Annotated in this window: 26 protein-coding genes and 1 tRNA gene; 13 read left to right on the forward strand and 14 right to left on the reverse strand. The window is 63.7% G+C overall.

The features are described from left to right. Window positions 1–24 precede the first annotated feature (24 nt). Window positions 25–1,209, forward strand: a complete 1,185-nt coding sequence (gene queG, locus HUI96_RS10390; RefSeq protein WP_188254562.1) for a tRNA epoxyqueuosine(34) reductase QueG — start codon at window positions 25–27, stop codon at window positions 1,207–1,209. 79 nt (window positions 1,210–1,288) lie between these two features. Beyond that, entirely contained in the window at window positions 1,289–2,194 is a 906-nt protein-coding gene (locus HUI96_RS10395; RefSeq protein WP_188254563.1) for an SDR family oxidoreductase, read from the forward strand. Between the two features lie 151 nt (window positions 2,195–2,345). Here the strand turns inward: HUI96_RS10395 and HUI96_RS10400 are convergent. Continuing rightward, window positions 2,346–2,430: transfer RNA gene (locus tag HUI96_RS10400), tRNA-Leu, on the reverse strand. Window positions 2,431–2,779: 349 nt separating this feature from the next. Between HUI96_RS10400 and HUI96_RS10405 the strand changes: the two genes are divergently transcribed. Continuing rightward, window positions 2,780–4,207 (forward strand): mannose-1-phosphate guanylyltransferase/mannose-6-phosphate isomerase, encoded by a 1,428-nt coding sequence (locus HUI96_RS10405; RefSeq protein ID WP_188254564.1) that lies wholly within the window; start codon window positions 2,780–2,782, stop codon window positions 4,205–4,207. 94 nt (window positions 4,208–4,301) lie between these two features. On the opposite strand, the gene HUI96_RS10410 is transcribed toward HUI96_RS10405, so the two are convergent. Beyond that, complete coding sequence (locus tag HUI96_RS10410) at window positions 4,302–5,414, reverse strand: cell wall hydrolase (RefSeq protein ID WP_425299208.1); 1,113 nt, start codon at window positions 5,412–5,414, stop codon at window positions 4,302–4,304. Between the two features lie 232 nt (window positions 5,415–5,646). Between HUI96_RS10410 and HUI96_RS10415 the strand changes: the two genes are divergently transcribed. Beyond that, window positions 5,647–6,090 carry a DoxX family membrane protein gene (locus HUI96_RS10415; RefSeq protein WP_188254565.1) on the forward strand — a complete coding sequence of 148 codons (444 nt, stop codon included), beginning with the start codon at window positions 5,647–5,649 and terminating at the stop codon, window positions 6,088–6,090. A 36-nt stretch (window positions 6,091–6,126) separates the two neighbouring features. Here HUI96_RS10415 and pmtA read toward each other — a convergent pair whose 3' ends face one another. From pmtA to HUI96_RS10430, 3 genes are all read right to left on the reverse strand, one after another. Next, a complete protein-coding gene (gene pmtA, locus HUI96_RS10420; RefSeq protein WP_188254566.1) occupies window positions 6,127–6,732 on the reverse strand; it encodes a phospholipid N-methyltransferase PmtA in 606 nt (201 codons plus the stop codon). 77 nt (window positions 6,733–6,809) lie between these two features. Then, entirely contained in the window at window positions 6,810–7,937 is a 1,128-nt protein-coding gene (gene dnaJ, locus HUI96_RS10425) for a molecular chaperone DnaJ (RefSeq protein ID WP_188254567.1), read from the reverse strand. Between the two features lie 193 nt (window positions 7,938–8,130). Then, entirely contained in the window at window positions 8,131–8,646 is a 516-nt protein-coding gene (locus HUI96_RS10430; RefSeq protein ID WP_188254568.1) for a phosphatidylglycerophosphatase A family protein, read from the reverse strand. A 133-nt stretch (window positions 8,647–8,779) separates the two neighbouring features. On the opposite strand from HUI96_RS10430, the gene HUI96_RS10435 reads away from it, so the two are divergent. Continuing rightward, entirely contained in the window at window positions 8,780–9,418 is a 639-nt protein-coding gene (locus HUI96_RS10435; RefSeq protein WP_188254569.1) for a CDP-alcohol phosphatidyltransferase family protein, read from the forward strand. A 92-nt stretch (window positions 9,419–9,510) separates the two neighbouring features. Here the strand turns inward: HUI96_RS10435 and dnaK are convergent, their stop codons facing one another. Further along, a complete protein-coding gene (dnaK, locus tag HUI96_RS10440) occupies window positions 9,511–11,424 on the reverse strand; it encodes a molecular chaperone DnaK (RefSeq protein ID WP_188254570.1) in 1,914 nt (637 codons plus the stop codon). A 237-nt stretch (window positions 11,425–11,661) separates the two neighbouring features. Further along, window positions 11,662–12,648: a Gfo/Idh/MocA family protein gene (locus HUI96_RS10445; RefSeq protein WP_188254571.1), complete on the reverse strand. Its 987-nt coding sequence runs from the start codon at window positions 12,646–12,648 to the stop codon at window positions 11,662–11,664. A 307-nt stretch (window positions 12,649–12,955) separates the two neighbouring features. Here HUI96_RS10445 and HUI96_RS10450 point away from each other — a divergent pair, with 307 nt between their 5' ends. After that, on the forward strand, window positions 12,956–13,312 hold the full coding sequence (locus HUI96_RS10450; protein WP_188254572.1) for a septal ring lytic transglycosylase RlpA family protein: 357 nt from the start codon (window positions 12,956–12,958) through the stop codon (window positions 13,310–13,312). Between the two features lie 32 nt (window positions 13,313–13,344). Here the strand turns inward: HUI96_RS10450 and HUI96_RS10455 are convergent, their stop codons facing one another. The 7 genes from HUI96_RS10455 to HUI96_RS10485 all read right to left on the reverse strand — a co-directional run bounded on the left by HUI96_RS10455 (window position 13,345) and on the right by HUI96_RS10485 (window position 20,789). Further along, entirely contained in the window at window positions 13,345–14,400 is a 1,056-nt protein-coding gene (locus tag HUI96_RS10455) for a D-alanine:D-lactate ligase-like protein (protein ID WP_188254573.1), read from the reverse strand. Window positions 14,401–14,411: 11 nt separating this feature from the next. Beyond that, window positions 14,412–15,167 carry an MBL fold metallo-hydrolase gene (locus HUI96_RS10460; protein ID WP_188254574.1) on the reverse strand — a complete coding sequence of 252 codons (756 nt, stop codon included), beginning with the start codon at window positions 15,165–15,167 and terminating at the stop codon, window positions 14,412–14,414. A gap of 1 nt (window position 15,168) precedes the next feature. Next, a complete protein-coding gene (locus tag HUI96_RS10465; protein ID WP_237684052.1) occupies window positions 15,169–15,807 on the reverse strand; it encodes a 2-dehydro-3-deoxy-6-phosphogalactonate aldolase in 639 nt (212 codons plus the stop codon). After that, complete coding sequence (locus HUI96_RS10470) at window positions 15,804–16,748, reverse strand: 2-dehydro-3-deoxygalactonokinase (protein WP_188254575.1); 945 nt, start codon at window positions 16,746–16,748, stop codon at window positions 15,804–15,806. The genes HUI96_RS10465 and HUI96_RS10470 overlap by 4 nt, the downstream gene beginning before the upstream one ends. Continuing rightward, on the reverse strand, window positions 16,745–17,512 hold the full coding sequence (locus tag HUI96_RS10475; protein ID WP_188254576.1) for an SDR family NAD(P)-dependent oxidoreductase: 768 nt from the start codon (window positions 17,510–17,512) through the stop codon (window positions 16,745–16,747). The genes HUI96_RS10470 and HUI96_RS10475 overlap by 4 nt, the downstream gene beginning before the upstream one ends. Window positions 17,513–17,614: 102 nt before the next feature. Further along, a complete protein-coding gene (locus tag HUI96_RS10480) occupies window positions 17,615–18,958 on the reverse strand; it encodes a putative bifunctional diguanylate cyclase/phosphodiesterase (RefSeq protein ID WP_188254577.1) in 1,344 nt (447 codons plus the stop codon). Between the two features lie 106 nt (window positions 18,959–19,064). After that, the gene (locus HUI96_RS10485) at window positions 19,065–20,789 is read right to left on the reverse strand and encodes a GtrA family protein (protein ID WP_188254578.1); all 1,725 of its coding nucleotides are present in this window, start codon (window positions 20,787–20,789) and stop codon (window positions 19,065–19,067) included. A gap of 312 nt (window positions 20,790–21,101) precedes the next feature. Between HUI96_RS10485 and HUI96_RS10490 the strand changes: the two genes are divergently transcribed. The 7 genes from HUI96_RS10490 to HUI96_RS10520 form a co-directional block, all read left to right on the forward strand. Further along, entirely contained in the window at window positions 21,102–22,088 is a 987-nt protein-coding gene (locus tag HUI96_RS10490) for a glycosyltransferase (RefSeq protein WP_188254612.1), read from the forward strand. Between the two features lie 19 nt (window positions 22,089–22,107). Then, window positions 22,108–22,815 (forward strand): methyltransferase domain-containing protein, encoded by a 708-nt coding sequence (locus HUI96_RS10495; RefSeq protein ID WP_188254579.1) that lies wholly within the window; start codon window positions 22,108–22,110, stop codon window positions 22,813–22,815. Continuing rightward, window positions 22,809–23,168: a transporter gene (locus HUI96_RS10500; RefSeq protein ID WP_188254580.1), complete on the forward strand. Its 360-nt coding sequence runs from the start codon at window positions 22,809–22,811 to the stop codon at window positions 23,166–23,168. Before HUI96_RS10495 ends, HUI96_RS10500 begins: the two co-directional genes overlap by 7 nt. Before the next feature lie 107 nt (window positions 23,169–23,275). Further along, entirely contained in the window at window positions 23,276–24,217 is a 942-nt protein-coding gene (gene gshB / locus HUI96_RS10505) for a glutathione synthase (RefSeq protein WP_188254581.1), read from the forward strand. Between the two features lie 78 nt (window positions 24,218–24,295). Continuing rightward, complete coding sequence (locus tag HUI96_RS10510) at window positions 24,296–24,772, forward strand: SRPBCC family protein (protein WP_188254582.1); 477 nt, start codon at window positions 24,296–24,298, stop codon at window positions 24,770–24,772. 155 nt (window positions 24,773–24,927) lie between these two features. After that, window positions 24,928–25,179 carry a hypothetical protein gene (locus HUI96_RS10515; protein WP_188254583.1) on the forward strand — a complete coding sequence of 84 codons (252 nt, stop codon included), beginning with the start codon at window positions 24,928–24,930 and terminating at the stop codon, window positions 25,177–25,179. Window positions 25,180–25,291: 112 nt separating this feature from the next. Continuing rightward, the coding region (locus HUI96_RS10520; RefSeq protein WP_188254584.1) for a helix-turn-helix domain-containing protein at window positions 25,292–25,598 on the forward strand (307 nt) is incomplete at its 3' end.

Genomic DNA, 25,598 nt, shown 5'->3' on the forward strand with positions numbered 1-25,598 from the left:
CTCCGCGGTGCCATATAGGCCGGCATGGACGTGTCCGACCGGCCGCTAGCGGTCAAACCAAGCGCAGCAGCCAAGCTCCGCGCCTTTCTCGACAAAGAGGCGCGTGCGGCCGGATTCGACCGGGTCGCGGTCACCTCGCCGGATGCGATCCCGCTTGCGCCCGAACGTCTCGCCGACTTCGTCGCCAATGGCCGGCATGGCTCGATGGAATGGATGCAGGAGACGCTGGCGCGACGCGGAGACCCGCGCGTGCTGTGGCCCGAAGTGCGCTCGATCATCATGCTGGCCATGAACTACAGCCCGGAGCACGATCCGACGGCGGTGCTTGCCAGCAAGGACCGCGCAGCGATCTCGGTCTACGCCCAGAATCGCGACTACCACGACCTGATCAAGGGCAGGCTGAAGACGATCGCCGGAAAACTGGCCGCCCGAACCGGTTGCGACGTAAAAGTGTTCGTCGACACGGCGCCCGTCATGGAGAAGCCGCTGGCCGAGGCCGCAGGCCTGGGCTGGCAGGGCAAGCACACCAATCTGGTGAGCCGCGAGATCGGCTCCTGGTTCTTCCTCGGCAGCATCTTCACCGCGGCCGAACTCGTACCCGATGCACCTGAACCGAACCGGTGTGGCTCCTGCCGAGCATGCCTCGACGCCTGCCCGACGAACGCCTTCCCGGCGCCGTTCCATCTCGATGCCCGCCGCTGCATCTCCTACCTGACCATCGAGAACAAGGGGCCGATCCCGATGGAATTCCGGGAGGCGATCGGCAACCGGATCTTTGGCTGCGACGACTGCCTCGCGGCGTGCCCCTGGAACAAGTTCGCGCGCGAAGCCTCCGAGGCCAAGCTGAAGGCGCGCGAGGATCTGCAGGAACCACGACTTGCCGACCTGCTGGTTCTGGACGACGCGGCTTTCCGGGCGCTTTTCTCCGGCTCGCCGGTTAAGCGGATCGGCCGCGATCGGTTCCTGCGAAATGTCCTCATCGCGGCGGGCAATTCCGGTGAGGCTGGGCTGATCGCCCCATGCCTTCACCTGCTAGAGGACCCCTCGCCGCTGGTGCGCGGCGCGTCGGTATGGGCGCTGTCGCGGCTTATGCCAGTTGGGGACTTCATGGCGCTGGCGAATGCCCGGCGTGAGGACGATCCGTCCGTCGCTGAGGAATTGCATTGGGCCGTGGAACGCGTGAGTAAGGAGCCCGCCGAGGCTGCATAGGTTTCGGTGTCTGTGTCGTCTCTACGGCCGAGACAGGTCGCCGCATCCCCCACAAAAGCTAACTGTCGAGACAATCCGAATGAGAGTTTTCGTTTTCGGAGCGGGCTATTCGGGCAAGGCTTTTGCCGCCGCAAAACCGGCGCCAGCAATCCGCGTAGCCGGCACGACGCGTTCCCGCGAAAAGCTCGCCGCTCTCGAGGCCGCCGGTGCGGCTCCCTTCCTTTTCGACGGCGCTCTCTCGGACGAAATCCGAAGCGAACTGCTTGAGGTCACGCACCTCGTAATTTCCACGGCGCCGGATGACGCGGGCGACCCGGTGCTCACGGCCGCGCGGCAGGTGATCGCGGAAAGGATGCCCAGGCTCGGCTGGATCGGCTATCTGTCGACCGTCGGCGTCTATGGCGATCACCAGGGCGCCTGGACCGACGAGACGGCCGAGTGCCGGCCGGTCTCGGCGCGCTCGCGCCGCCGTGTGGAGGCGGAGCGCGAGTGGCTGGCGCTGGGCGCCCATATCGGACTGCCGGTGGCGGTGCTGAGGCTCTCCGGCATCTACGGGCCGGGGCGCAACGCTTTCGTCAATCTGCGCGACGGGGCCGCCCGCCGCCTGGTGAAGAAGGACCAGGTGTTCAACCGCATCCATGTCGCCGACATAGCCGGCGCGCTCTGGCATCTGGCCGGCCGCAAGCTCGGCGGCGTCTACAACGTCACCGACGACTTGCCGGCGCCGCCGCAGGATGTGGTCGCGTATGCGGCGGAACTGATTGGCGTGCAGCCGCCGCCGGAGATCGCCTTCGAGGAGGCGGAGCTTTCGCCGATGGCGCGTTCCTTCTACGGCGAGAACAAACGCGTCTCGAACGCCCTGATTCGGTCGACCAACTACCGCTTCCTTTACCCGGACTATCGGACCGCATTCTCGGCCATGTGGGCTGACGGCAGTTGGGCGGGCTCCGCATCCGACGCCCGCAGCCCGATAAGGCAGTCGTGATCGGATCGCCCTTGGCGACATCCAGCGCGCACGACCGGGCCAGGAAGGCCGGGAGCTTGCTCCTTTGAAGCGGTGGAGAGGAGAGGAAAAAGGCAACAAAAAAGCCCGGCGAACCGGGCTCTTTGTCGTTCCACCAAACTTCGCTGAAGTTTGGTGCCCAGGAGAGGACTCGAACCTCCACGCCTCGCGGCACACGGACCTGAACCGTGCGCGTCTACCAATTCCGCCACCTGGGCAGGTGCGCCGCTGATCTAAGCGGAGGGTTACCGGGTGTCAACGCGCAATTTTCATGAGGCCACCTCATGCGACATTCTTTTCTGAGGATGTTCGCCGGGATCGCCTGACCCTCACGCGCGATCCGATCGGCCGCGGTTACACGCAAATCCGCCAAGCTGGAGAAGATAGACCGTAGCGAGGCGCCGCCGCTCCCGGATTGGGCGGAGACGCGTCGGATACAGTCTACCTCGTGTCATAACCATATCGGCGTACTCCGCCCGAAACAGCCGACACGCTTGACTTGACGCGCGCCGCCCGTTTCTGTCTTCCTGGGCTGCTGCGGCAGGCGGGACACTGGAAGGCGAGGGCATGTCTCCCATTCATCCGATTCTCCTCTGCGGCGGTTCCGGGACGCGGCTCTGGCCGCTGTCGCGAAAAAGCTATCCGAAGCAGTTTTCGCAGTTGATGGGAGAGGAGAGCCTGTTCCAGGCCTCGGCCCGGCGGCTTTCGGGCCCGGGCTTCGCCCGCCCCGTGATCATCACCGGCGATCCGTTCCGCTTCATCGTCACCGAGCAGCTCGCAGCGATCGAGCGCGACCCCGCGGCCATCCTGATCGAGCCGGAAGGGCGCAACACCGCCCCCGCGGTCCTTGCCGCGGCGCTCTGGATGGAGCGTTCGGATCCAGACGCCCTCATGCTGGTCGCGCCGTCGGATCATGTGATCCCCGATGCCGCGGCCTTCCGCGAGGCAGTGGCGGCGGGAGCACCGGCAGCCCGAAGCGGGCAAATCGTAACCTTCGGCATCCGGCCGACGAGGCCGGAAACCGGCTACGGCTATCTGGAACTGAAGGAGGCTCTCGGAGCGTTCGATTTCAAGCCGCAACCGCTGGTCCGGTTCGTGGAAAAACCCGACGCCGCGCGTGCCGCGGACATGCTCGAAGCGAAAAACTATCTCTGGAACGCCGGAATCTTCCTCTTCACCGCGCGCACGATCATCGACGCGTTCAGGGCCCACGCGCCGGGGCTGTTCGAGCCGGTTTCACAGGCGGTGAAGGATTCCAGGTCGGATCTGGCCTTCGTACGCCTGGCGTCCGAACCCTGGAGAGAAGCCGAGGCGATTTCCGTCGACTATGCGGTGATGGAAAGGGCGGACAACCTTTCGGTCATTCCCTACGACAAGGGTTGGTCCGACCTCGGCGGCTGGGATGCGGTCTGGCACGAGAGCGGCCCCGACGGCGAAGGCAACGTTTGCGCGGGCAATGCCACGGCGATCGGATGCCGCGACACGCTGCTGCGTTCAGAATCGGCCAGGCTGGAACTCGTCGGCATCGGGCTCGAGGACATCGTCGCGGTGGCGATGCCCGACGCCGTCCTGGTGGCACGAAAGTCGGACAGCCAGCAGGTCAAGGATGCGGTTGCCGTGCTCAAGGCACGGCGTGCCCAGCAGGCCGAATGCTTCCCGGTCGACCACCGGCCCTGGGGCTGGTTCGAGAGCCTCGTCCTCGGCCCGCGTTTCCAGGTCAAGCGCATCGTGGTGCAACCGGGCGCTGCGCTGTCGCTCCAGTCGCATCATCATCGATCCGAACACTGGATCGTGGTGGAAGGCACTGCGAAGGTCACGATCGACGGCGAGGTGAAGCTGGTCTCGGAGAATCAGTCCGTCTACATTCCGCTTGGCGCCGTCCACCGCATGGAAAACCCCGGCAAGGTGCCGATGGTGCTCATCGAGGTCCAGACCGGCAGCTATCTCGGCGAGGACGATATCATCCGCTACGAGGACGTTTACGCCAGAAGCTGAAGCCGGGCTGGGGGTTCCTTCGACGTCCCTCTCGTGCCTTCACCGTGAAGTCTCTTCCAGCATCCGTCACAAAGCCTTGCGGCTGCTCGCTGACTCACTCGAAGCCTAGCGCCGTGCGTTCCTGCGCCAACAGCAGGGCGCCGATCGCGCTTGCATCCTCCGCGTCGACCTCGAATGCCGCCATCGAAGCGGGCTCCGGCGCCAAGGCCTGGCCGACGGGGGTCTCGGCGGGTGCCGCGGCCTGGATTCCGCCCCTCAGGCCGGTCGTGGCTGCGGCGACCAACATTTCGCCGGATGCGGCAGGCAGTGGCTCAACATGGGCAGGGCGCGAGGCACTCGGGAAGGGGATGGCATTGGTGGTTTCCGGAAGCACGATTCCGGCCACCGCATCGAACGGCGAGGACGAAATACCGGTCGAGGGCGTTGGGCCGTCGATCGCCATGACAGTGACCGGCTGCTGCTCCTCGGGTCCCTGCTCCACCTTGGGCGCGGAAATTGCGGCCGGGATCGGCGCGGCAACGTTGTCGGCAGCCGCAATCTGGGTGCCGGCCTTTGCGGCTGCGGCTGCGGCTGCGGCATCGGAAGCCGGAAGGGGGCCGCGCGTCCCGGCGAGACGATCACCCTTCTGGCCAACATCCGCCTCGGCCACCATAACGGCGGGTTCGAATCTCGGCTTCTCGGGCGGCAGGACAACCGGATCGCCCTGCCGGTTGCGCTTCTCGTAAAAAGCGTTGCCGCCGGCGACCAGCGTGTAATGCATGTTCCTGTAGGGGAACTTCAGGCCGGCCGTGTGGAAGAACATGGCATTCTTCACCTTCGAATGCCGCTCGCCCTTCAGCACCGCATCGGCCGCTTCCGCGACGTCCGGCAGCTCCTGCGAATTCATCTCGCGCGTCAGCACGCCCGGCGCGAACTGTCCGGGCGCCCCGACGACCTGGCAGATCGTGTCGCCCCATTCGCCGGACCGGAGCCGGTTCATGACGACCGTGCCGACAGCGACCAGGCCATCGCGGCTGGAGCGATCCGCTTCGAAGAACATGGCCCGCATCAGGCATTCGCGATCGGCCGCGGAATAGCCGTAGTGGCGCGCGGGCATAGCCATCGAGTTCATGCCGCCATCCATGTCGGTGGACTGGCTGCAAGCGGCTATGGCAAGCGGAAGGACGACGGCCGCGAACATGGCCGACAGGCGCTGTGGCGCCTTCACGAGTGTCCCCTCATCGTCGCTCCGTCCCTTGCGTACTGTCAGGATTGGCAAATTTCGGGCGAAAAGATGACTATAGGGTTTCAGAATCGTGAAGCGGGACGGGCAAATCGCGACGCGTCGGGTGAGGTGACGCTGCTATGACGAGGCAAATCAAAATTTTGTTAGAGGAGTTTAGTTGCTTTCCTACGATTCGTCTCCTCCTTGTGCCCCCGCAATTCGGCAGGAGAATCAGGTGCGCGAATCATCGGATAGGAAGCTCTTCATCCCAGCACTGGGGGGCCTCTACGCCGCTCTCCGAGAAAGCGCGGAAACGCTTCTGCGGGTCGTCGCCGGCCTTGCGCTCGTCACGCATGGCGCGCCGAAGATAGTCAACCCGTTTGGGGCGGTCGGGACGGTGGAGAAACTGGGCTTTTATCCCGGCGCATTCTGGTCGCCGCTGCTATCGGCGACCGAGTTCTTTGGCGGAATCCTGATCGCCATCGGCCTCTTCACCCGCCCGGCATCCGTCGCGGCGGCGATCGTCCTCCTCGTGACGGTCTGGTTCCACTGGGTGACGCTCGGCCAGGGCTATTCCGGGTCCGAGAAGTCGATCCTCTGGGCCGCGATCTTCATCTTCTTCGCCATCCGCGGCGGAAACCGCCATTCCGTCGACGCGAAGCTTGGCCGCGAGTTCTGATCGGCCGCGCTCGGCCGATCAGGCCCGGCATGGCGCTCAGTGCCGGTCGCGCGAATAGAGCCAGAGCTGGGTGGGCGGAAGATTGCGAATCACGAAATCAAAGTGCTTCACTGAGTAATTCCCCAGTCCCGGCGGGACCGGGGATTTCGGGCCATAGGTCAGTTGGATGACCGGCCTGCCGGGCGGCACGCGATCGAGCAGATCCTCGATGTAGGCTACCCGACGCTCCACCGGGAAATTGAGCAGCGGAATACCTGAAATGACGCTGTCGAACTGTTTCGGAGCATCCTCCCCTAGAGCGCCAGTCAGATCAAAGGCGTCGCCCTGGATCACGTTGACGTCTGGAAAATGCCGCCTGAGGTGCTCCACGAAGTCGCGGGCATATTCGACAAGATAGAGTTTTCGGGCCGGAATGCCCCGGGCGAGGATAGCGCGGGTGATGACGCCCGTTCCGGGCCCGATCTCCAGGACGGGCAGGCCGGACGAGGGGTCGATCACCGACGCCATTCGTTTGGCAGTGATCGAACTGGTTGGGATGATTGCGCCAACCGCCTTTGGCTTATCCATCCAGCCGCGGAAGAAGCGAACCTCTTCATCGAATTTCTTGGCGATCGTCCTGCGCAGTTGCGAAGCGCTATGCATGAATTCGTCTCCTGCCGCTCGCCCGGTGGACCAAATAGCAGGCCGCCGCCTTCATGGAAAGCGGAACGGCTCCGATGTCAGCGCTCGCCAAAAGACTCGAAGAAATCCTTCATTCGCGAGAAGAAGCCGCTCGATTGCGGCGAGTTCTCCTGCGACGAAAGGCTCTCGAACTCCTCGAGCAACTCGCGCTGCCGCTTGGTGAGGTTCTGCGGCGTCTCCACCACGGTCTGGATATAGAGGTCGCCGATGACCGGCTGGCGCAGCACCGGCATCCCCTTGCCCTTCAGGCGGAACTGGCGGCCGTTCTGCGTCCCTTCGGGAACCTTCACGCGCGTCTGCGAGCCGTCCAGCGTGGTGACCTCGAAGGAACCGCCAAGCGCCGCGGTCGTCATCGAGATCGGCACCTTGCAGTAGAGATCGGCGCCGTCGCGCTGGAAGAATTCGTGCGGCTTCACCGAGAGGAAGATGTAGAGGTCGCCCTGAGGCCCACCGCGCAGGCCGGCCTCGCCCTCATTGGCGAGCCGGATGCGAGTGCCATCCTCGATACCCGCCGGAATGTTGACAGACAGCGAGCGCTCCTCGGTGACCCGCCCCTGGCCTGCGCATTTTGGACAAGGATCCTTGATGGTCTGGCCGCGGCCCTGGCACTGCGGACAGGTCCGCTCGATAGAGAAGAAGCCCTGGGCTGCCCTTACGCGGCCCGAGCCGCCGCAGAGGGAGCAGGTGACCGGCTGGGTGCCCGGCTTCGCTCCGGAGCCCGAACAGTCGGTGCACGAGATGGAGGCGGGCACCCGGATCTGGGCGGTCTTGCCCGTGTAGGCCTCCTCCAGGGTGATTTCCATATTGTAGCGGAGATCGGCACCGCGCTCGCGCCCGCCTGTGGAGCGACGGCGCCCGCCACCCATCATCTCCCCGAAGATGTCCTCGAAGATGTCGGAGAAGCCGCCGCCAGCGAAACCGTGGGCGAAGCCGTTGCCGCCATGCTCGAACGCGGCATGGCCGAAACGGTCATAGGCAGCGCGCTTCTGCGGATCCTTCAGAGTCTCGTAGGCTTCGTTGATCTCCTTGAACTTCTGCTCGCACGCCGCGTCACCGGGGTTGCGGTCGGGGTGGAACTGCATGGCGAGCTTGCGGAATGCGCCCTTGAGTTCCTTATCGTCGGCGGTCTTGCCGACCCCCAGTGTTTCGTAGAAATCAGCCTTCATGAACATGCCTTTAGACTAAACGGAAGAGTGTTCTCAGCGGCCCGCCATTTCGAGAACCTTCCGCAGTGTGCCCGATTTAGGAATTGCTGGCGTCCTATGCCATATGCGACGCCTGCGGCAGAGAACTTTTCTTGTGCTTTGTGCCTTTACGCCACACCCTTGCAGCCCTTGGCTCAGGAAGAATCCGGCAAGGTCATGTCACGAAACCGAAAAGGGCTGCGGCCGACAGTAGCAGCGCGACCGCATAGGCGACAGCAATTGCGTCATCGAGCATGATGGCGAGCCCGCCGCGCATCCTCCTGTGAACGAGGTTTGCCGGCCAGGGCTTCAAGACATCGAAGATTCGGAAGAAGAGGAATCCAGCGATCCACCAGACGGGATCCACAGGCAGAAGGACCAACGTCGCCGCCGCTCCGAACGTCTCGTCGATGACGACAAACTGCGGATCGTCCTTGCCCGACTCCGACTCGATCACCGACGAGGACCACACACCAAGCACGAAAACGAGGGCCAGCACGACTGACGCCGCGATCTGACCGGCGGGAACTAGGCAAGCGGCCAATCCCACGCCGAGCGCCGATCCGACTGTCCCCGGCCACAAGGGGGACAGGCCCGCGCCGCCGGAAACGGCGATCCAGAATGCGATGCGCTCGGGAGGACTGCCTTGCGCAATCCGCAACGCCGTTTTGGAAGCGCTGTCCTCGCTCATACGCTTGTCGTGTGCTGCATGAAAACCACCTGTAGCATAGCGCCCGCATATACCGCTAAAGGATTATGCTTCGTAAGATTACAAGCCCGGGCGCGGCGCAGGTAAAAGGGGCGGTCGGATGCTCGACGGATTGATGAGAGACCGTTTCGATCCAATTCTGGAGCGGTTGGCATCCCCCCTTGTTCGCGTCGGGATGACGCCGAACCAGGTGACCGCCGCAGGCACGTTGCTCGTCTTCGCCGTCAGCGGCCTTTATCTCTATCACGAGTCCACCCTGCTTTTCGGGCTGACCCTGATATTCGCCGCCCTGTTCGACGGCCTCGACGGGGCGGTGGCGCGACGGCGAAGGATGGCGACCAAGACCGGCGGCTACCTCGACGCGATCGCAGACCGATACCAGGAACTGGCGGTGCTCTGCGCGATCGCCGCGGTGAACGATCTCTGGGCACTGGCGCTCGCCGTCTTTGCTGGCGGCGTGCTTACCTCCTACGCGAAGGCGCGGGCGGCGCTGGAGATCGCGGTCGGCAACCGCAAGTGGCCGGACCTGTTCGAGCGGGCCGAACGAGCGATCTTCCTCTGTACCCTGCTGGTGGTCTGCGGCCTGCTCGACAGCTTCGCATTGCCGTTCGAATGGCTGCTTTCGACCGGGCTCGCCGCCATGGCTGTGCTTACGCACTTCACGGCACTGCAGAGGATTTTGCGCGTGGTGAGGTCCTTGAGGTTGGTCGACAGCGCCATGGTACAGCCATCGGTTTCCCAGCCGGGCGAGTGATCCCCGAGGCACCGGCTGTTAATCCGCAGCGCAAAAGAAAAAGCCCGGCGCATGGGCCGGGCTTTCTCGGGTAAAGAATTTCCAGAAGCCGATCAGGCCGACTTCTTCTTGCCGTCCTCGTCGATCTCCTCGAAATCGGCGTCGACGACGTCCGAGTCCTTGGCGGCATCCGCCTTGGCATCGCTCTCCGCGGCCTCCCTCTGGGAAGCCTCGTACATCGCCTGGCCGAGTTTCATGGACACCTCGGCGAGGGTCTGGCTCGCGGACTGGATGGCGTCGACGTCGTCGCCCTCGGCAGCCGTCTTCAGAGCGGCGATGGCGTCGGCGATCGCGGTACGGTCGGCCTCCGAAACCTTGTCGCCATACTCCTTCAGCGACTTCTCGGACGAATGCACCAGCGCCTCGGCCTGGTTCCTGGCCTCGACCAGGGCGCGCCGCTGCTTGTCGGACTCGGCATGCGCCTCGGCGTCCTTCACCATCTTCTCGATGTCAGTGTCGGAGAGACCGCCCGAAGCCTGGATGCGGATCTGGTGCTCCTTGCCGGTGCCCTTGTCCTTGGCCGTGACGTTGACGATGCCGTTGGCGTCGATGTCGAACGAGACCTCGATCTGCGGCACGCCGCGCGGCGCCGGCGGGATGCCGACCAGATCGAACTGGCCGAGCAGCTTGTTGTCGGCCGCCATCTCGCGCTCGCCCTGGAAGACCCGGATCGTGACCGCGGACTGGTTGTCCTCGGCGGTCGAGAAGGTCTGGCTCTTCTTGGTCGGGATCGTGGTGTTGCGCTCGATGAGGCGGGTGAAGACGCCGCCCAGCGTCTCGATGCCCAGCGACAGCGGCGTGACGTCGAGCAGCAGCACGTCCTTCACGTCGCCCTGCAGCACGCCGGCCTGGATCGCAGCACCCAGCGCGACAACCTCGTCGGGGTTGACGCCCTTATGCGGCTCCTTGCCGAAGAACTGCTTCACCACTTCCTGGACCTTCGGCATGCGGGTCTGGCCGCCGACCAGAACCACCTCGTCGATCTCGCCAGCCTTTAGGCCGGCATCCCGGAGCGCGGCCTTGCACGGCTCGACCGTGCGCTGCACCAGGTCGTCGACCAGGCTCTCGAACTTGGCCCGGGTCAGCTTCATCGTCAGGTGCTTCGGACCGGTCTGGTCCGCGGTGATGAAGGGCAGGTTGATCTCGGTCTGTGCCGAAGAGGACAGCTCGATCTTGGCCTTCTCAGAAGCCTCCTTGAGACGCTGCAGGGCGAGCTTGTCGTTCTTCAGGTCGATGCCCTGTTCCTTCTTGAACTCGGCAGCCAGGTACTCGACCAGGCGCATGTCGAAATCCTCGCCGCCGAGGAATGTGTCGCCATTGGTCGACTTCACCTCGAATACGCCGTCGCCGATCTCGAGGATCGAAATGTCGAAGGTGCCGCCGCCAAGGTCATAGACGGCGATGGTCTTGCCTTCCTTCTTGTCGAGGCCGTAGGCGAGTGCGGCCGCGGTCGGCTCGTTGATGATGCGGAGCACTTCGAGGCCCGCGATCTTGCCGGCGTCCTTGGTCGCCTGGCGCTGGGCGTCGTTGAAATAGGCAGGAACGGTGATGACGGCCTTCTCGACCTTCTCGCCGAGATAGGCTTCCGCGGTCTCCTTCATCTTCTGCAGGATCATCGCGGAGATCTGGGAGGGCGACAGCTTCTTGCCGCCGGCTTCCACCCAGGCGTCGCCATTGTCACCCCGCACGATATGATAGGGGACGAGCTTCTTGTCCTTCTCGGTCACCGGATCGTCATAGCGGCGGCCGATGAGGCGCTTCACGGCGAAAATGGTGTTCTCGGGATTGGTGACCGCCTGACGCTTGGCCGGCTGGCCGACGAGGCGTTCGCCGTCGTTGGTGAAAGCGACGATCGATGGGGTCGTGCGCGCTCCCTCCGCGTTTTCGATGACCTTGGCATCCTTGCCGTCCATGACGGCAACACAGGAATTGGTTGTTCCGAGGTCGATGCCGATAACTTTAGCCATGTATGTCTCTCCTTTAAGCAGACCGTCAGGACCCAATGAGGCGTTCCGGAGACGGCCCCTGTTCACGGGAAATTCCGCGCAAAAGTCCCGGTTTCGGCCGGCTCTGGCGCTCTGCGGCGTATATAAGAACCACCTCTCGGACGCGCAAGCGTCCTCCAGCAAAGCTGCTCCCTAAACGCTGGGCCGGGGCGTATTACCTTGCGTCAACTTCGCGAGTGCCAAGGCGACCGGCGGCTTTCAGACGTCCACCCAGCCTTCCTTCTCGGACGCCCGGAAGATCGCATCGATCGCCTTCTGGTTCTTCACCGAGTCCTCAAGCGTGAAGACCTCTTCACTGCCGCCCTGCGCGGCGAGGGCGAAAGTCTCGACCTGCAGCCGGTACTGGCGCGTCGCGGGGAAGCGGAAGACGGTCGCCTCGGTGTGGTTCTGGTTGTGCAGTTCAATGCGGTGATGGTCGTAATCGCCGGCGTTGAAGGGAGCGTGCACCTCGATAAAACCCTTCTCGCCGTGGAAGACCATGAATTGGCGCAGCGCCATCTGGGTCGAGCAGTAGAAGGTGAGGTGGAAATCGCCGAAATCCGCCTTGGTGCTGGAGTAGATGTCGGTCCCGAATTTCGGATCGCGCTCGACGGTCGCCTGGATGCGCGTCGGCTCCTTGCCAGTGACGAAGCGCGTCGACACGGTCGGGTAGACGCCGATGTCGGGCAGCGCGCCGCCGCCGAGCTCCGGCTGGTTGCGCATGTTGTTCGGGTCGACATTGTAATAGGAGAATGCGCCCTGCACATGCCGGAGCCGGCCGATTGCGCCGCCCTGCACGAGTTCGCGCACCTTCTTCCACTGCGGGTGGTAGATCACCATGAACGCTTCGCAGATGAGCACCTTGTTGCGTTCCCGCGCGGCGATCACCTGCTCGATGTCCCTGGCCTCGAGCGCGAGCGGCTTCTCAACGAGCACATGCTTGCCCGCGTCCGCCGCCTTTACCGCCCATTCGACGTGCTGCGAGGTCGGCAGCGGGATATAGACGCCGTCGATCGTGTCCGAGCGCAGCATCTCCTCGTAGGAACCGAAAGCATGCGCAGCGCCGAACCGCCTCGCGAATGCCTGGGCCTTGGCGAGGTCGCGGCTGGCCACGGCGGCAAGCACCCCGTTCTCTGCGTCCAGAATGGCCGGCACAAGCTGCTCGCGTGCGATCTTGGCAGTCGACAGGACACCCCAGCGGAACATCGGCTCACTCCCTCATGAGTTTGTTTCTACGTCCAGACTGCGACAGGTCGAGCAGCCCAGGAGATATGTCAAGGGCAGGCGCGCAGAGCGTAAGATGGGAGTAACAGAGCCGGTGCATCCGGTTCGAGGTGGAACCGAGGGACCCTCCCGGCGTTAGCGTAACGGGAGCGTTCGGCCTCACGAACTGTAAGCGACTGCAATCAGACGTTACCGGTTTGCCCCGGAATCGCCCGACTCTCGCCCCACGCACTGCCCCATTCGCTTCGATGAGTCCACTCGTACTACTTAGTTACGGAGTGGGATCCACATGAAGATGAACTGCGGCAAGGCCGCGGCGATCTCGGTTGCCGCGGGGGCAATGCTTGTGGCTGCGAACAGCGTGGCTTCGGCACAGTGCGGCGGGGCGTCCTGGTACGCTCTCACCTCCAAGACGGCCTCCGGCGAGCGGATGAATCCCGCCAAGCTGACGGCCGCCCATCGCAGCCTTCCCTTCGGGACCAAGGTCCGGGTTACCAACAAGCGCAACGGCAAGAGCGTCGTCGTGCGCATCAACGACCGGGGGCCGTTCGTGCGCGGCCGCATACTCGACCTGTCCAAGGCCGCGGCGGGCCATCTTGGCTTCGTGGGCGCCGGCCACACCAACGTCTGCGTGGCCAAGGCCTGACTTGAACAGCCCGGGGCGGCCGCTAGCGAAGGCTACCGCGGCGGAAGCCGCCGGGCCGCCGTCCCCGCGATCGAGTCCGCCAGCGAAAGCCCCCACTGCGCCTGGCAATAGGCGCGGAAGTCGAAACAGGGCAGGCCGGGGCAGACCTCGAACTCGATGAGATGGACGGTGTCATCCTCCTCGACCCGCAGATCCATCGAGAATACGTCCTTGACGCCGAGGACGTCGATCAGCACCGCGGCGATCTCGCGGATACGCCGGTCCGCCACCGGCTGGACGGCAGCCACCGGCACCAGTTCTGGCTCGCGATAGGCTCCGCTGGCTTTTGTCGCGGCGCCCGTGTCGCCATAGAGCGCTATGGAATCTGCCATCGTCTGGAAGTCGCCGCCGGAGTCGACGAAGAAGACGCCGAGCGCGTCGACACCCGCCTTCGGGTCCACGGCCAGGAAGCTCGCGCGCACGTTGCGGCCTTGCACATAGGGCTGGACGACGACGTCGTCCCGGTAGGCCGAATGGACGCACCGGCTGAGTTCCAGCGCCACATCCAGGTTTTGGCAGCGCGAATCCGGCCAGATCCCGATCTTGGCGCCGAGCCTGTTCGGCTTGACGAAATAGCCGGCTCTGGAAACCGGCGGCTCGACGAGCCATCTGCCGTTGCGAGCAAGCCCGGCGGCGGGAACGGGAAGGCCCATCGCCCCAAGGACTGCGCCGGAGCGGAACTTGTCCTGGCACAGCGCAAATAGCGAGTCGTCCGACCCGATCGTTTGCATGCCCCTCAGCCGCGCCAACGCCGGCCCGCCGCTGCCGCGGAAATAGGCGATGCCATCGCTGATGGTCCAGGCCATGGAGGTCCGCGGGTCAGCATCTGCCAGGTCGGCTGCAGCAGCATCGAGCGGGGTCGGCCTGAAATCGATGCCGCGCCGGCGGCAGGCGTCGGCGATTTCCGCCAATTCCGGAGCAAGGTCGGTGCTCTGCGCCAGGTAGGAGGAAATCTCGAGCGCGTGCTCCTCGCGGAACCCGTCCTGCAGGAGCAGCGTACGGCACGCCTCCTCCGGCTCGAAGATGAAGTAGAGGCGAGGCGAGGCCATCCAAAAATCCCTCAGGCGCCGATATCCCGGCGGTAGCGCGCGATCCGATCCTGGAACGCAGCGCGCGAGAGAATGGCCCCGTGGCCGGGACAGGCTAGCGCGAAATCGACCTCCAGCAGCCGATCATGCGACCTGAGCAGCGCGCCCCGGTCGGTGCCCGGAATATCGTCCCAAATGTGCCCGTCATGCACCACGTCGGCGCAGAAGAGCAGGCCGTTCGCGGCATCCAGGATCGTGAGCGATCCGGGCGAATGGCCGGGCGTGTGCAACACCGTCAGCGCCCGGCCGCCTATGTCGACAGTGCCGCCCTCCGCGAGTAAAGCGTCCAGAGGGCAGGCGCGCTGCCGGACGGATGCAGGGTCGATCCGGCCGCCCCCGGCTAGAGCCTCGAGACCGTCGAGATAGGGCAGCGCCTGCGTCGCCACCGGGTGCGGATCGGCGAAGACTGCAGCCTCGGCTGGATGACCATAGCGGGTCCCGGCGAGATGCAAGAGGCCGATATGGTCGAAATGGCTATGGGTAGCGATGGCGAGCAGCGGCTTCGACCGATCGGGCCGAAGCGCGTCCAGGGAGGAACAGAAGCCCCATCCGCCATCGATCAGGCAGTCCGCATCGTGTCCGATCAGGAGGTAGAAGTAGGCCCGCTCCCGTTCCGAGACGACCGCCTCCGACAGTCTGAGCACGCCGGGGGCTACAGTATCGACGAGGAGGCTCGACTCGTCACCTACCAGTTCCGGCCAGCGCCGCAGTCCCCCAAGTGTACCCACGCTAGACGTCGGGGGCACAAAAAACGCGGTCCCATGCGTCGGCCGCGGCGATGGCGCGCTGGCTGACCCCATCCACGCCCATGCCAGGCTTGAACAGGCTGGAGCCGAGCCCGAAGGTGCGGACGCCGACCTTGGCATAGGCGGCGAAGTCCATATCCGACACGCCACCGACGACGCCAACCAGAGCCTCCTTCGGCAGCACCGCTTTCATTGCCGCGATGCCGCTCGGCCCCAGCACGCTGGCGGGAAAGAATTTCAGCGCCGACGCCCCGAGCCGCAGCGCCTGAAAAGCCTCCGTCGGGGTGAACACGCCGGGCAGCGTAACCAGCCCAAGGTCGGTGGCGCGCATCATCACCTCGGCCTGGATGTTCGGGCTAACCAGCAGACGGCCGCCCACATCCTTGAGCCGGTCGACATCCTCGGCGCGCAGTACCGTGCCGCCGCCGATCAGCGCCTCGGCGGGCAAAGCCTGCACCAGCGCCTCGATCGAGCGGAACGGGTCCGGCGAATTCAGCGGAACCTCGATGGCTTCGATCCCGGCCTCGTAAATGACCGAGCCGATCTCGACCGCCTCTTCGGGTCGCAGGCCGCGGAGGATTGCGACAATGCCGCGACGCATGCTTGGAAAGGGGACGCTCATCCTGTCACCTCCTTGATCATGCCGAGCTCACGCGCCGCGTGGATGAGACCCAGCCGCACGGCTTCGTCGGCATCGACGGTGATGCAGTCCATGCCTGCCCAGCCGAGCGCTGCCTGATAAAGATCGCACAAAGTGCCGGATGCGATCAGAACCACTGGGCTGTCGGCGAGCGCGAAAAGCGCCTTCGCGGCTGCGATCTCCGAACCGATCAGAAGACCGGACAGAGCGGCCGCGGCATCATGCGGAGCCAAGCCGTGGAGCAGCGATCCCGCGCGGAAGCGGAACAGTCCGGTCTCCAGCGGGGCTACCGAAGACAAGGCCTTCCGGACATTGTTTGCGAAATGCGGATCCTTTGCCGCGACCCGCGCATCCTTCGCTATGGAGTGAGCAAGGATCGAATGCCCGCTGAGCACGGAAAACATCTCGCCGGTCATGAAGGTTTGGAAGAAAGCGACGGTGCCGTCGACGATATCCACCCATTTGGAATGGGTGCCAGGCATGCAGACGATATGCCGGCCGGAGCCGATCTTGGCCACGGCGCCCGCAAGCTGCGTTTCCTCGCCGCGCATGACGTCGGGCCTGTCCGCGTCACGCTGCGCCAGCCCGGGAACGATGCGCACGTCGCGCTTAGCGGAAGGCACGCGCACCGCCGCCCCGAATATGTCGGCCAGCGATGCGGGTACGCTCGCATAGGGCGCCTCAATCCAACCCTGACGCGCGCCGGCCATACCGCAGATCACCACCGGGAGGTCAGCCGAAGCGCCCATTTCGCCGAGATGGCGCTCGAGGATTTCCTCGAAACGGTCGGGCTGCGCCGCGAGCAGGCCTTCGTCGCTGCGGCGCTCGGCAAGGATCTCGCCGTAACTGTCGAGCAGCCAGATACGCAGCCGGGTGGTGCCCCAGTCGGCAGCGGCGACGGCTGCCTCACGGGTTCCGCTCACAGGAAACCTCCATCGACGATCATCGTCTGTGCCGTCAGCATACGGGAAGCGTCGGAAGCCAGGAATAGGCAGGGCCCGACCATGTCCTCCGGCTGCATCTCCTCGCGGATGCACTGGCGGGCGACGTGCGCCGCGATGCTCTCCTCGGTGACCCAAAGCTGCCGCTGGCGCTCCGTCATCACCCAGCCCGGAGCGACGGCGTTCACGCGTATGCCCCACGGCCCGAGCTTGCCTGCAAGGCCTTTCGTCAGCCCGATGATGCCCGCCTTGGCAGCAGTGTAGGCCGGCAGATCGGGATGATTGATCATGAAGGAGGTGGAGGTGAAGTTGATGATCGAGCCTCGGCCGGCTGCACGCATCCCCGACGCCACCGCCTGGGCGGTGAAGAACTGCGGCCTGAGATTGATTGCCTGGTTGTTGTCCCAGTACTCGACCGTCACCTCCGCCATGTCGTGGCGGTCGTCCCAGCCGGCGTTATTGACGAGCACGGTGGCCGCGCCATGCGCCGCTTCGGCCTTAGCCACCGCGGCCTTCAGCGCGTCGATGTCGCGCAGGTCGCAGCGGATGAAGAGCGGTCTTGACGAATAGGCGCGGCCCAGCCGGTCACGCAGTGCTTCGCTCGGCTCCTCGGCGATGTCGAGGAAGGCGACACGTGCGCCCTGGGCGACAAAGCCTTCGGTCAGCGCAGCGCCGATCCCAGATCCCCCGCCGGTGATGAGGACGGCGGCACCTTCGAGGTCGGCGTATCTGGCTGGATGTGGCATTCTCGGTCCTGCTCGGTGAGGATTCCGCCGATATAGAACGCTACGTCAGGTCCTGCGAGACAAATCTACCTCGAGGAGCAGGGGGCTTCGCAAGACGGCTGATCAGGCCAGCAGCGCCTTCAGCCTAAGGCTGTCCCGCAGAAGGCCGATCGTCGTTTGCGCGCAAGCGGGTCGGCCGAAAAGATAGCCTTGCCCGCCCCAGCAGCCGAACTGAGTCAGCCGCTCCGCCTGCCCTTCCTCCTCGATCCCCTCGGCTACGGCTTCCATGCCGAGGCCGTCGCACATCGCCAGGATGGCTCGGATGATGTGCTCGGATGGCCGGTCTTCGAGGATCGACGAGACGAAGCTGCGGTCGATCTTCAGCTTGTCGAAGTGGAATTCACGCAGCCGCCCGAGCGAGGAAAGGCCGGTCCCGAAATCGTCGAGCGCCACTCTTATCCCGCAGCGGCGAAGATCCTCTATGATCTTTGCCGCCGAGCAGGGATCGCTCATCAGGCCGGTTTCGGTGATCTCGATCTCCAACCGCCTCGGGTCGAAGCCGGTTCGATCGAGGATCGTGAGGATGTGCAGCCCGGTGTTCTGATCCACCAACTGTGACGGCGAGAGATTGAACGACAGGAACAGGTCGTCCGGCCAGGCACGGGCCGCTTCGGTCGCCTTGCGCAGGACGAGTTGCGCCAGCGGCCCGATGATGCCGCGCTCCTCGGCGATCGGGATGAACACGGCCGGCGAAACCGGGCCAAGGTCCGGGTCCGACCACCGCGCCAGGGTTTCGAAGCCGCGGATTTGCCGCATCTTCAGGTCGATGATGGGCTGGAAGTGCGGTTCGACCTCGCCGGCCGCCACGGCTCGGCGCAGCGCCTGCTCGATGCGCGTCACGCGCATGGCCGCCTCTTCCATCTCGCGGGTATAGACCACCACCCGGCCGCGGCCGCTGCGCTTGGCCTGATAGAGGGCGCTTTCCGCCTTATCGACGAGGATCTCGGTGGTCTCGTCGCCGAAGTAGAACAGGGAGCAGCCGACCGAAGCCGATAGCCGCGCCATGCGGTCACCCACATCGTAAGGTGCGGACAGGATTTCGATCAGCATCCTGGCGCGATCCGCGGCAGCCTCCTCGGAAAAAACCATCGGGTAGAGGAAGGCAAATTCGTCCGGCCCCACCCGGGCGACGCTGGCTCCCGACTCCATCGCGGCACGCAGGCGCATCGCCACCTGGACGAGGATGTCGTCACCTGCCTTGCGCCCGAACAGATCATTGATCGGCTTGAAGCCGTCGAGGTCGACGATGCCTATCGCAAAAGGAGCGGGATCGTCGGCCCTGGCCTTTATGAGCCGGCTTACCTTGTCGAAAAAGCGCCGATGGTTGCCCAGCCCCGTCATCGGATCGGTGAAGGCGAGATCGGTGCCTTCGCTGCGTTCTGGGCCGTCGGCAAAGAACGGCTGCATCAAATTTCCTGCAATATCAGTACGTCCGGCGCGAACTGTTGCAGCAAAACATTGAAGAAAGGTATCGGTTCAGCTGCTGGGGTTGCATCCGCGCCCTGACGCCAGATCAGGATCCGCGCAGCGTATAGATCACGATCGGCTGATCGGCCGTGCTTTCAACGCGCTCAAGCCAGTCCGGCGCTTTTCCCTTCAGGAGGCCAGCCAATAGCCCGTTCGGAGCCCATTCGGCTATGAATGAAGTCTCGGGGTTGCCGGGGCAAACCGCCACGATGGATGCCTGCGCGCGCTGCACGACAGCCTTCGCTTCGTCCGGGGCCGCCATCATCACATCGAGCATGGCGTCGATTCCCCCGGCGTTGCGATGATAGGGGCCTGCCAGCGCGCGATGCGGCGTGTAGGCGAGAACGGAAGAGCCCATATTGGTGATGCCCACCACCGTCCCCGGCGGTAGGGCCGCGAGCGGCGCGTAATCCGTCTTGGCATAGCATTTGGCTGCTTCTTCATCGTCGCTGGCAGCTTCTGCCGTCGCGGACGACAGTGCCATCGCGCCGAGTTGCCAGAATAGGTTGGCCGAAACCAGCCACGCGCCGGCCAGCGCAAGCTGCGGGACAAGGCCCCGTGCCTTTTCCGCCCTGCGGCGGACGACCGCGACCCACGCCGCAAGAGGAATCACCGCCAGCGGGATAGCAAAGGTCGCGCCTCGCAATTGCCAGAATGCGACGAGCACGGCTGCCGCGAGAAAGGCCGCCGTAAGGGCCCGGTCCCGGTTCCAGCCTTGGCGCGCAAACGTCAACCCTATCAAGATGATCGCTAAGACGGGTGTACCGTAGTAGACGGCGAGCATCGCCGGGGCGCCGCGCAATGTGCTGAGCAGCGACTGCGCCTCCGATATGTTGTCGATCAGGAAAGACTGGAGACGCGGATCGAGCGAGGCATAGGGGGCGGCGACGCATTGCGGGAATGCTGACAGAATGGCGACCGCGGCAAGGAAACCCAGTGCTCCGAGCGCAACGAAGCGCCGAAAAGAGGTAGCTCTCAGCACGGGGGTCAATGCGATTAGGCAAAGCCCACCCCCGCCGAGCAGCGCAAGCGAGGTCTGCGGAAAGGATAGGGCATCGCAATGGACGGCAAACCGGTCGCGCATGGGCGACGTCACCGCCAGCGCAAGCGCGCTGGAGATGGCGAAACCCGCGCCATAGTTGCGCGCAAGCCGCACATTCGCTTCACCCCCAGATAGGAAGCAGAGGGCCGCGATCGCACAGGCGACCGCGACGTAGGGCGCCGTCTCCATGCCGACCGCCAGCATCAGCCCCGCGCAGGTGCCCGCCAGCCACCCTGCCGGACCGGACCTGCGCGCCCCGATCAGAAACAGCAGTGTCGCCAACGTCAGCGTCAGCTGAACATTATGATGGTCGATCGCGCCCGGTCGAAAGACGTTAATGAAATGGAGCGCCAAACCGCCGAGCGCAGCGGCCGGCAATTGAGCGGCGGCTCCTCCGATCTGGCGCGTGGCACGGATGATGAGGAAGAGCGAGAGCGCAAACAGCGCGGTCGGCCAGATGACCAACGCTGCAGTCTCGCCAAAGAGTGCCACTAGCAGCGCAAGCGGGGCGTCCACCAGCCGCGACCAGTGCATGGGAAAGCCGCCTTCCAGCCCCATGCGGTACTGCGTCATGTCGAACCAGCCCTGCCCGCCGAGCAGGTCGCGCACCTGCACGAGCCGCAGCACGCTGTCGTTGTCGCCGCCGCTGTTGGCGAGCGATGGAAAGCCGCGAACGGCATGCAAGATGAGAGGAATGAGCGCGACCACCAGCGCGGCAAGTGCGTCCATGCCGCGAGCTTCCGTATTTGCCGCGGGAAAATCCGCTGTCGTGGCAGAAGACGTCATGTGGATTGCCCGAGTATTCGTGAAGTACCCGCTAACGCGTCAAGGTAAATATTGTGCAAATTGTTAACGGTAAAGCTCGCGCTTGGCTAACCGCGCCTTAACTGCTTCGACGTATGGTCACGGCATATCCGTTCTTGCGCTAGCCGTTACCGACGAGGACGCAGAGCGATTACGGCAGACAACTGCTGAAAGCTGCCATGAGCGTCAAGGTCGGGCCCGTGCTGATTAAGGTGAAGCGACCGGTGGGGGTACATGATGGCGCATGCGATTGGCCGAGACCCGTCAGTGGCCGTGCTTCTGCCTTGCTATAACGAAGAACTCACTATCGGCGATGTGGTAGCGCGATTTCGCGAAACGCTCCCCACTGCCGTGATCTACGTGTACGACAACAACTCCAGCGATCTGACGGCGCCCAAGGCCCGGGCAGCGGGCGCGATCGTGGTGCGCGAGACGCGTCAGGGCAAGGGCAATGTGGTGCGTCGTATGTTCGCCGATATCGACGCCGACATTTATCTAATGGCGGACGGCGACGGAACTTATGCCCCGGAGGACGCTCCGCAGCTCATAAACACACTGCTTACCGAGCGCGCGGACATGGTGGTGGGGACCCGGCAAGGGGTCACGAGCGATGCGGGGCGCACCGGCCATGCCTTCGGCAATCGATTGTTCAACGGGCTCTATAAGCGCCTCTTCGGCCGCGACTTCACCGACATCTTCTCCGGCTATCGCGCGTTCTCGCGACGTTTCGTCAAAAGTTTTCCGGCAGTGTCCGGCGGTTTTGAGATCGAGACCGAGATGTCGGTGCACGCCTCGCAGCTCAAGCTGCCGGTGGCAGAGATCACTCTAAACTATGGCCGACGTCCCGAAGGCTCTTCGTCCAAGCTGTCGACCTATAGGGATGGTGCCAGAATTCTCTGGATGTTCGCTATGCTGATGAAGGAGACACAGCCACTGCGCTTCTTCGGCATATTCGCGGCCCTGCTTCTGGCAGCGAGTCTCACCCTGATGATTCCTGTGCTGGTCGAATATTTTGAGACCGGCCTTGTTCCGCGAATTCCGACCTGGGTCCTTTCCGTAGCGCTCCTGATGCTTTCGATGCTCATGATGGTAACTGGGCTTGTCCTCGACTCCGTGTCGCGGGGGCGCGCTGAGCAGAAGCGGATTTTCTACCTCAGCATGCGCTCGGCGCGCGCAGCCCGCGCGGAGTCCGGCGCTCCGCATGCCAAGGATCGAACCGTCTGATCTCACTGCGGAGAATTTCGTGAACCGCGAAACGACCAATAGAATCCGCTTCATTCTGGAAGACGTCCTGCCGCCGATCCTACGGGATTCCAGCCTGTTCCGCAGCCTAGCCACGCTGGTGTGGGGCGACCATATCGGCCGGTTGGCCGCATTTCGCGAAAGGGCAGCATTTCTCACTGCTGAAGAATACGAGACCCTCTACCGCGAGCACCCCCGAGTTCATGAAGGCACCGATAATTCGCAAGCCTGCATTGCCCGTATTATCGCCGACACGGTCGGCGATTCAGTTTGCGATGTCGGCTGCGGCACCGGCATCCTTCTAAAGAAAATCCGCCAGTCGCGGAACTGTACCGGCCGCTTTGTCGGAGTGGATTTCGTTATCGAGGACGCCGCAGCGATCGACGGCATCGACTATATGGCCGCCCGTATAGAGGCGTTGCCCTTCGCCGACGGCGAATTCGACACAGTCATATGCACGCATGTCATCGAGCATGTGCTGGACTACCGGCGGGCAATCGCCGAATTGCGCCGCATCGCGCGCAAGCGGCTTATCATCGTGGTGCCGCGCGAACGCGAATATCTCTATTCATTCAATCCGCACTTCAATTTCTTCCCCTACCCGCACTCGTTCCTGCGAGCGATGCATCCCGTTCCCAAAGACCATGTCTGCGTGAATATCGGTCGCGACATTTACTACTGTGAGGATCGGCTGGAGGCCCAATGCTGAGCTTGCCTCTTCCCGTTCTCGCCGGCCTGATCCTTACTCCCTTGCTGATATCGGCAGGCCAAATCCTCTTCAAACTGACGAGTGCACGCGTTGGCGACGTTGGTACCGCCAGCCTAATCGCCATCATGTTCGATCCCTATCTGATCGCCGCCTTCGCGATTTATGGCATCGGCACGGTCGTTTGGGTCTACGTCTTGAGATCCGTACCTCTGATTGTCGCATATCCGTTCATGGCGCTAAGCTTCTGCGCGGTGCCGTTGCTGGCATGGGGTCTATTGGGCGAAACGCTCAGTTTCCGATACGCATTCGGTGCAACTCTGATCGTGGCCGGCTTGATCGTCATCAATTCCTGATCATCCTGTTCTAGCCTGCCCTTTCTAGTCCTTGACAGACCGGAGGACGCCCCGCCATCTCTCTCGCAACGAGGCGGGCAACAGTCCGCGAAACGCAGAGACGAGAAATGGCCCTTCGCATCGCCATCCAGATGGACCACATCGCCACCGTCAATATCGCCGGCGACACGACCTTCGCGCTAGCGCTGGAGGCGCAGCGGCGCGGTCATTCTCTCTACCACTACACGCCAGACCGTCTGAGCCAGTCGGACGGAAAGGTTTTTGCACGGGTCGAGGAACTCGCTGTCCGTGACGAGAAGGGCAACCACTTCACGCTCGGCGAACAGGTCCGAACCGACCTGTCGGAAATGGACGTGGTGCTGCTCAGGCAGGATCCGCCCTTCGACATGAACTACATCACCACCACCCACATTCTCGAACGTATCCACCCGAAGACGCTGGTCGTGAACGATCCTGCCTGGGTGCGAAACAGCCCGGAGAAGATCTTCGTCACCGAATTCCCGGACCTGATGCCGGAGACGCTCATCACCAAGGATCCGCGCGAGGTCGACGACTTCCGCCGCAAGCACGGCGACATCATCGTCAAGCCGCTCTACGGAAACGGCGGCGCCGGCATCTTCCACCTGCATGAAGCCGACCGCAATCTGGCATCTCTGCTGGAGATGTTCGCGCAGATGTTCCGCGAGCCGTTCATTGTGCAGCAATACCTCAAGGAGGTGCGCAAAGGCGACAAGCGCATCATCCTGATCGACGGCGAGCCGGTCGGCGCGATCAACCGCGTCCCGGCCGAGCACGATTCGCGCTCCAACATGCATGTCGGCGGCCGCGCCGAGAAGACCGAACTCACCGCGCGCGAGCGCGAGATCTGCGAGCGCATCGGCCCCTCGCTGAGGGAGCGTGGCTTCGTGCTGGTCGGCATCGACGTGATTGGCGACTATCTCACCGAGATCAACGTCACCTCGCCCACCGGGATCCGCGAAGTGAAGCGCTTCGGCGGGGCCGACATCGCCGCGCTGTTCTGGGACGCGGTGGAGGCGAAGCGCGGCTGATCATTTTTGCGCGCAGCTGTCGGAGTCCGCCTCCCAGGCGCGTCCTAGCGGCAGTATTGCAAACCAAGGAGATGGTCCATGAGTGCCAGCCAGCAACCCGCCGACAGCCGCGAGCTCGTTCTCACCCGACTCATAGACGCACCCCGTGAGAAGGTGTGGCGCTGCTGGACCGAACCGGAACTGATGAAGTTGTGGTTCGTGCCGAAACCATGGACGATCGCCGGCGCCCAGGTCGACCTGAGGCCCGGAGGCAAGAGTAGCGTGATCATGCGCGACCCCGACGGCAACGAATACCCCAACCACGGTCTCTATCTGGAAGTGGTGCCGAACGAGAAGCTGGTGTTCACCGACGCCTTCACGGATGCTTGGACGCCGTCGCAAAAACCCTTCTTCACGGGCGTGCTCACCTTCGAGGACGAGGGCGGCAAGACGCGTTACACCGCACGCGCCCTGCACTGGACCGACGAGGACCGCGAGGCGCACGAGAAGATGGGCTTTCACGAGGGCTGGGGCAAATGCGCCGAGCAGTTGGAAGAGGTCGCGAAGACGCTCTGACCGGGACGATCTTTGCAAGATCTACCGTGCGCTTGGCCGATTGCACCTAAAAAATGTTCCGGTAATGTTCTTGCCGCTGCGTGGCGATTATATACTTGACAAACCCGGCCTGTCGGAGAAGCATCTTCCCATCCAAAGATGGGAGGGTGAGTGCAATGAAGATTACAGTTCAGCGCGAGTCTAAGAGAGACCGCAGCGTGAGTGCGGAAGCAACGGTCGTCCCCAACTCACAGCGCGACGGCTACGACTTGATTTGGAAAAAGAAGGGCAACACTTTCCGCATCGACTTGGACTCCGCTCTCATGGAGCGGAGCCGACTCGAAAAGGAGAGAAAGAAGTCGAAGCAAGCGAAGATAGATAGGCTCTTTGACGCGATGAAGGAGTCGATGTGCGCTCAAGGCCTGTGAATCGGCGTGCAATTTTGACCCCTTAGCAGGGAGGATCGGCGTCCAAAATTGACCCCCCTCATTCAGTCGATCAGCAACCATCCGTTTGTTTCGGCGAGCGGATGGAGAGGGGATGAAGTCAGTGGATACGATCGCCCGGGTCCGGCGTGCGTTTTATGTTCAAGGATGGTCGCTGAAGCGGATCAGCCGCGAGCTGCATGTGTCGCGCAACACGGTGCGCCGGATATTGCGGTCCGACGAGACCTCCTTCTCCTACGAGCGTGAGCGCCAGCCGCAGCCGAAGATCGGGCCCTGGCAGGTGCAGCTTGATGCTCTGCTCGACGGCAACGACGCGAAGCAGAGGCGCGAGCGCCTGACGCTGATCCGCATCTATGAGGAACTGCGGGCGCTGGGCTACGAGGGCAGCTACGACGCGATCC

Origin of the sequence: Pseudaminobacter soli (ex Zhang et al. 2022) (assembly GCF_014595955.1) — a bacterium.
Taxonomy (GTDB): domain Bacteria; phylum Pseudomonadota; class Alphaproteobacteria; order Rhizobiales; family Rhizobiaceae; genus Kumtagia; species Kumtagia pseudosoli.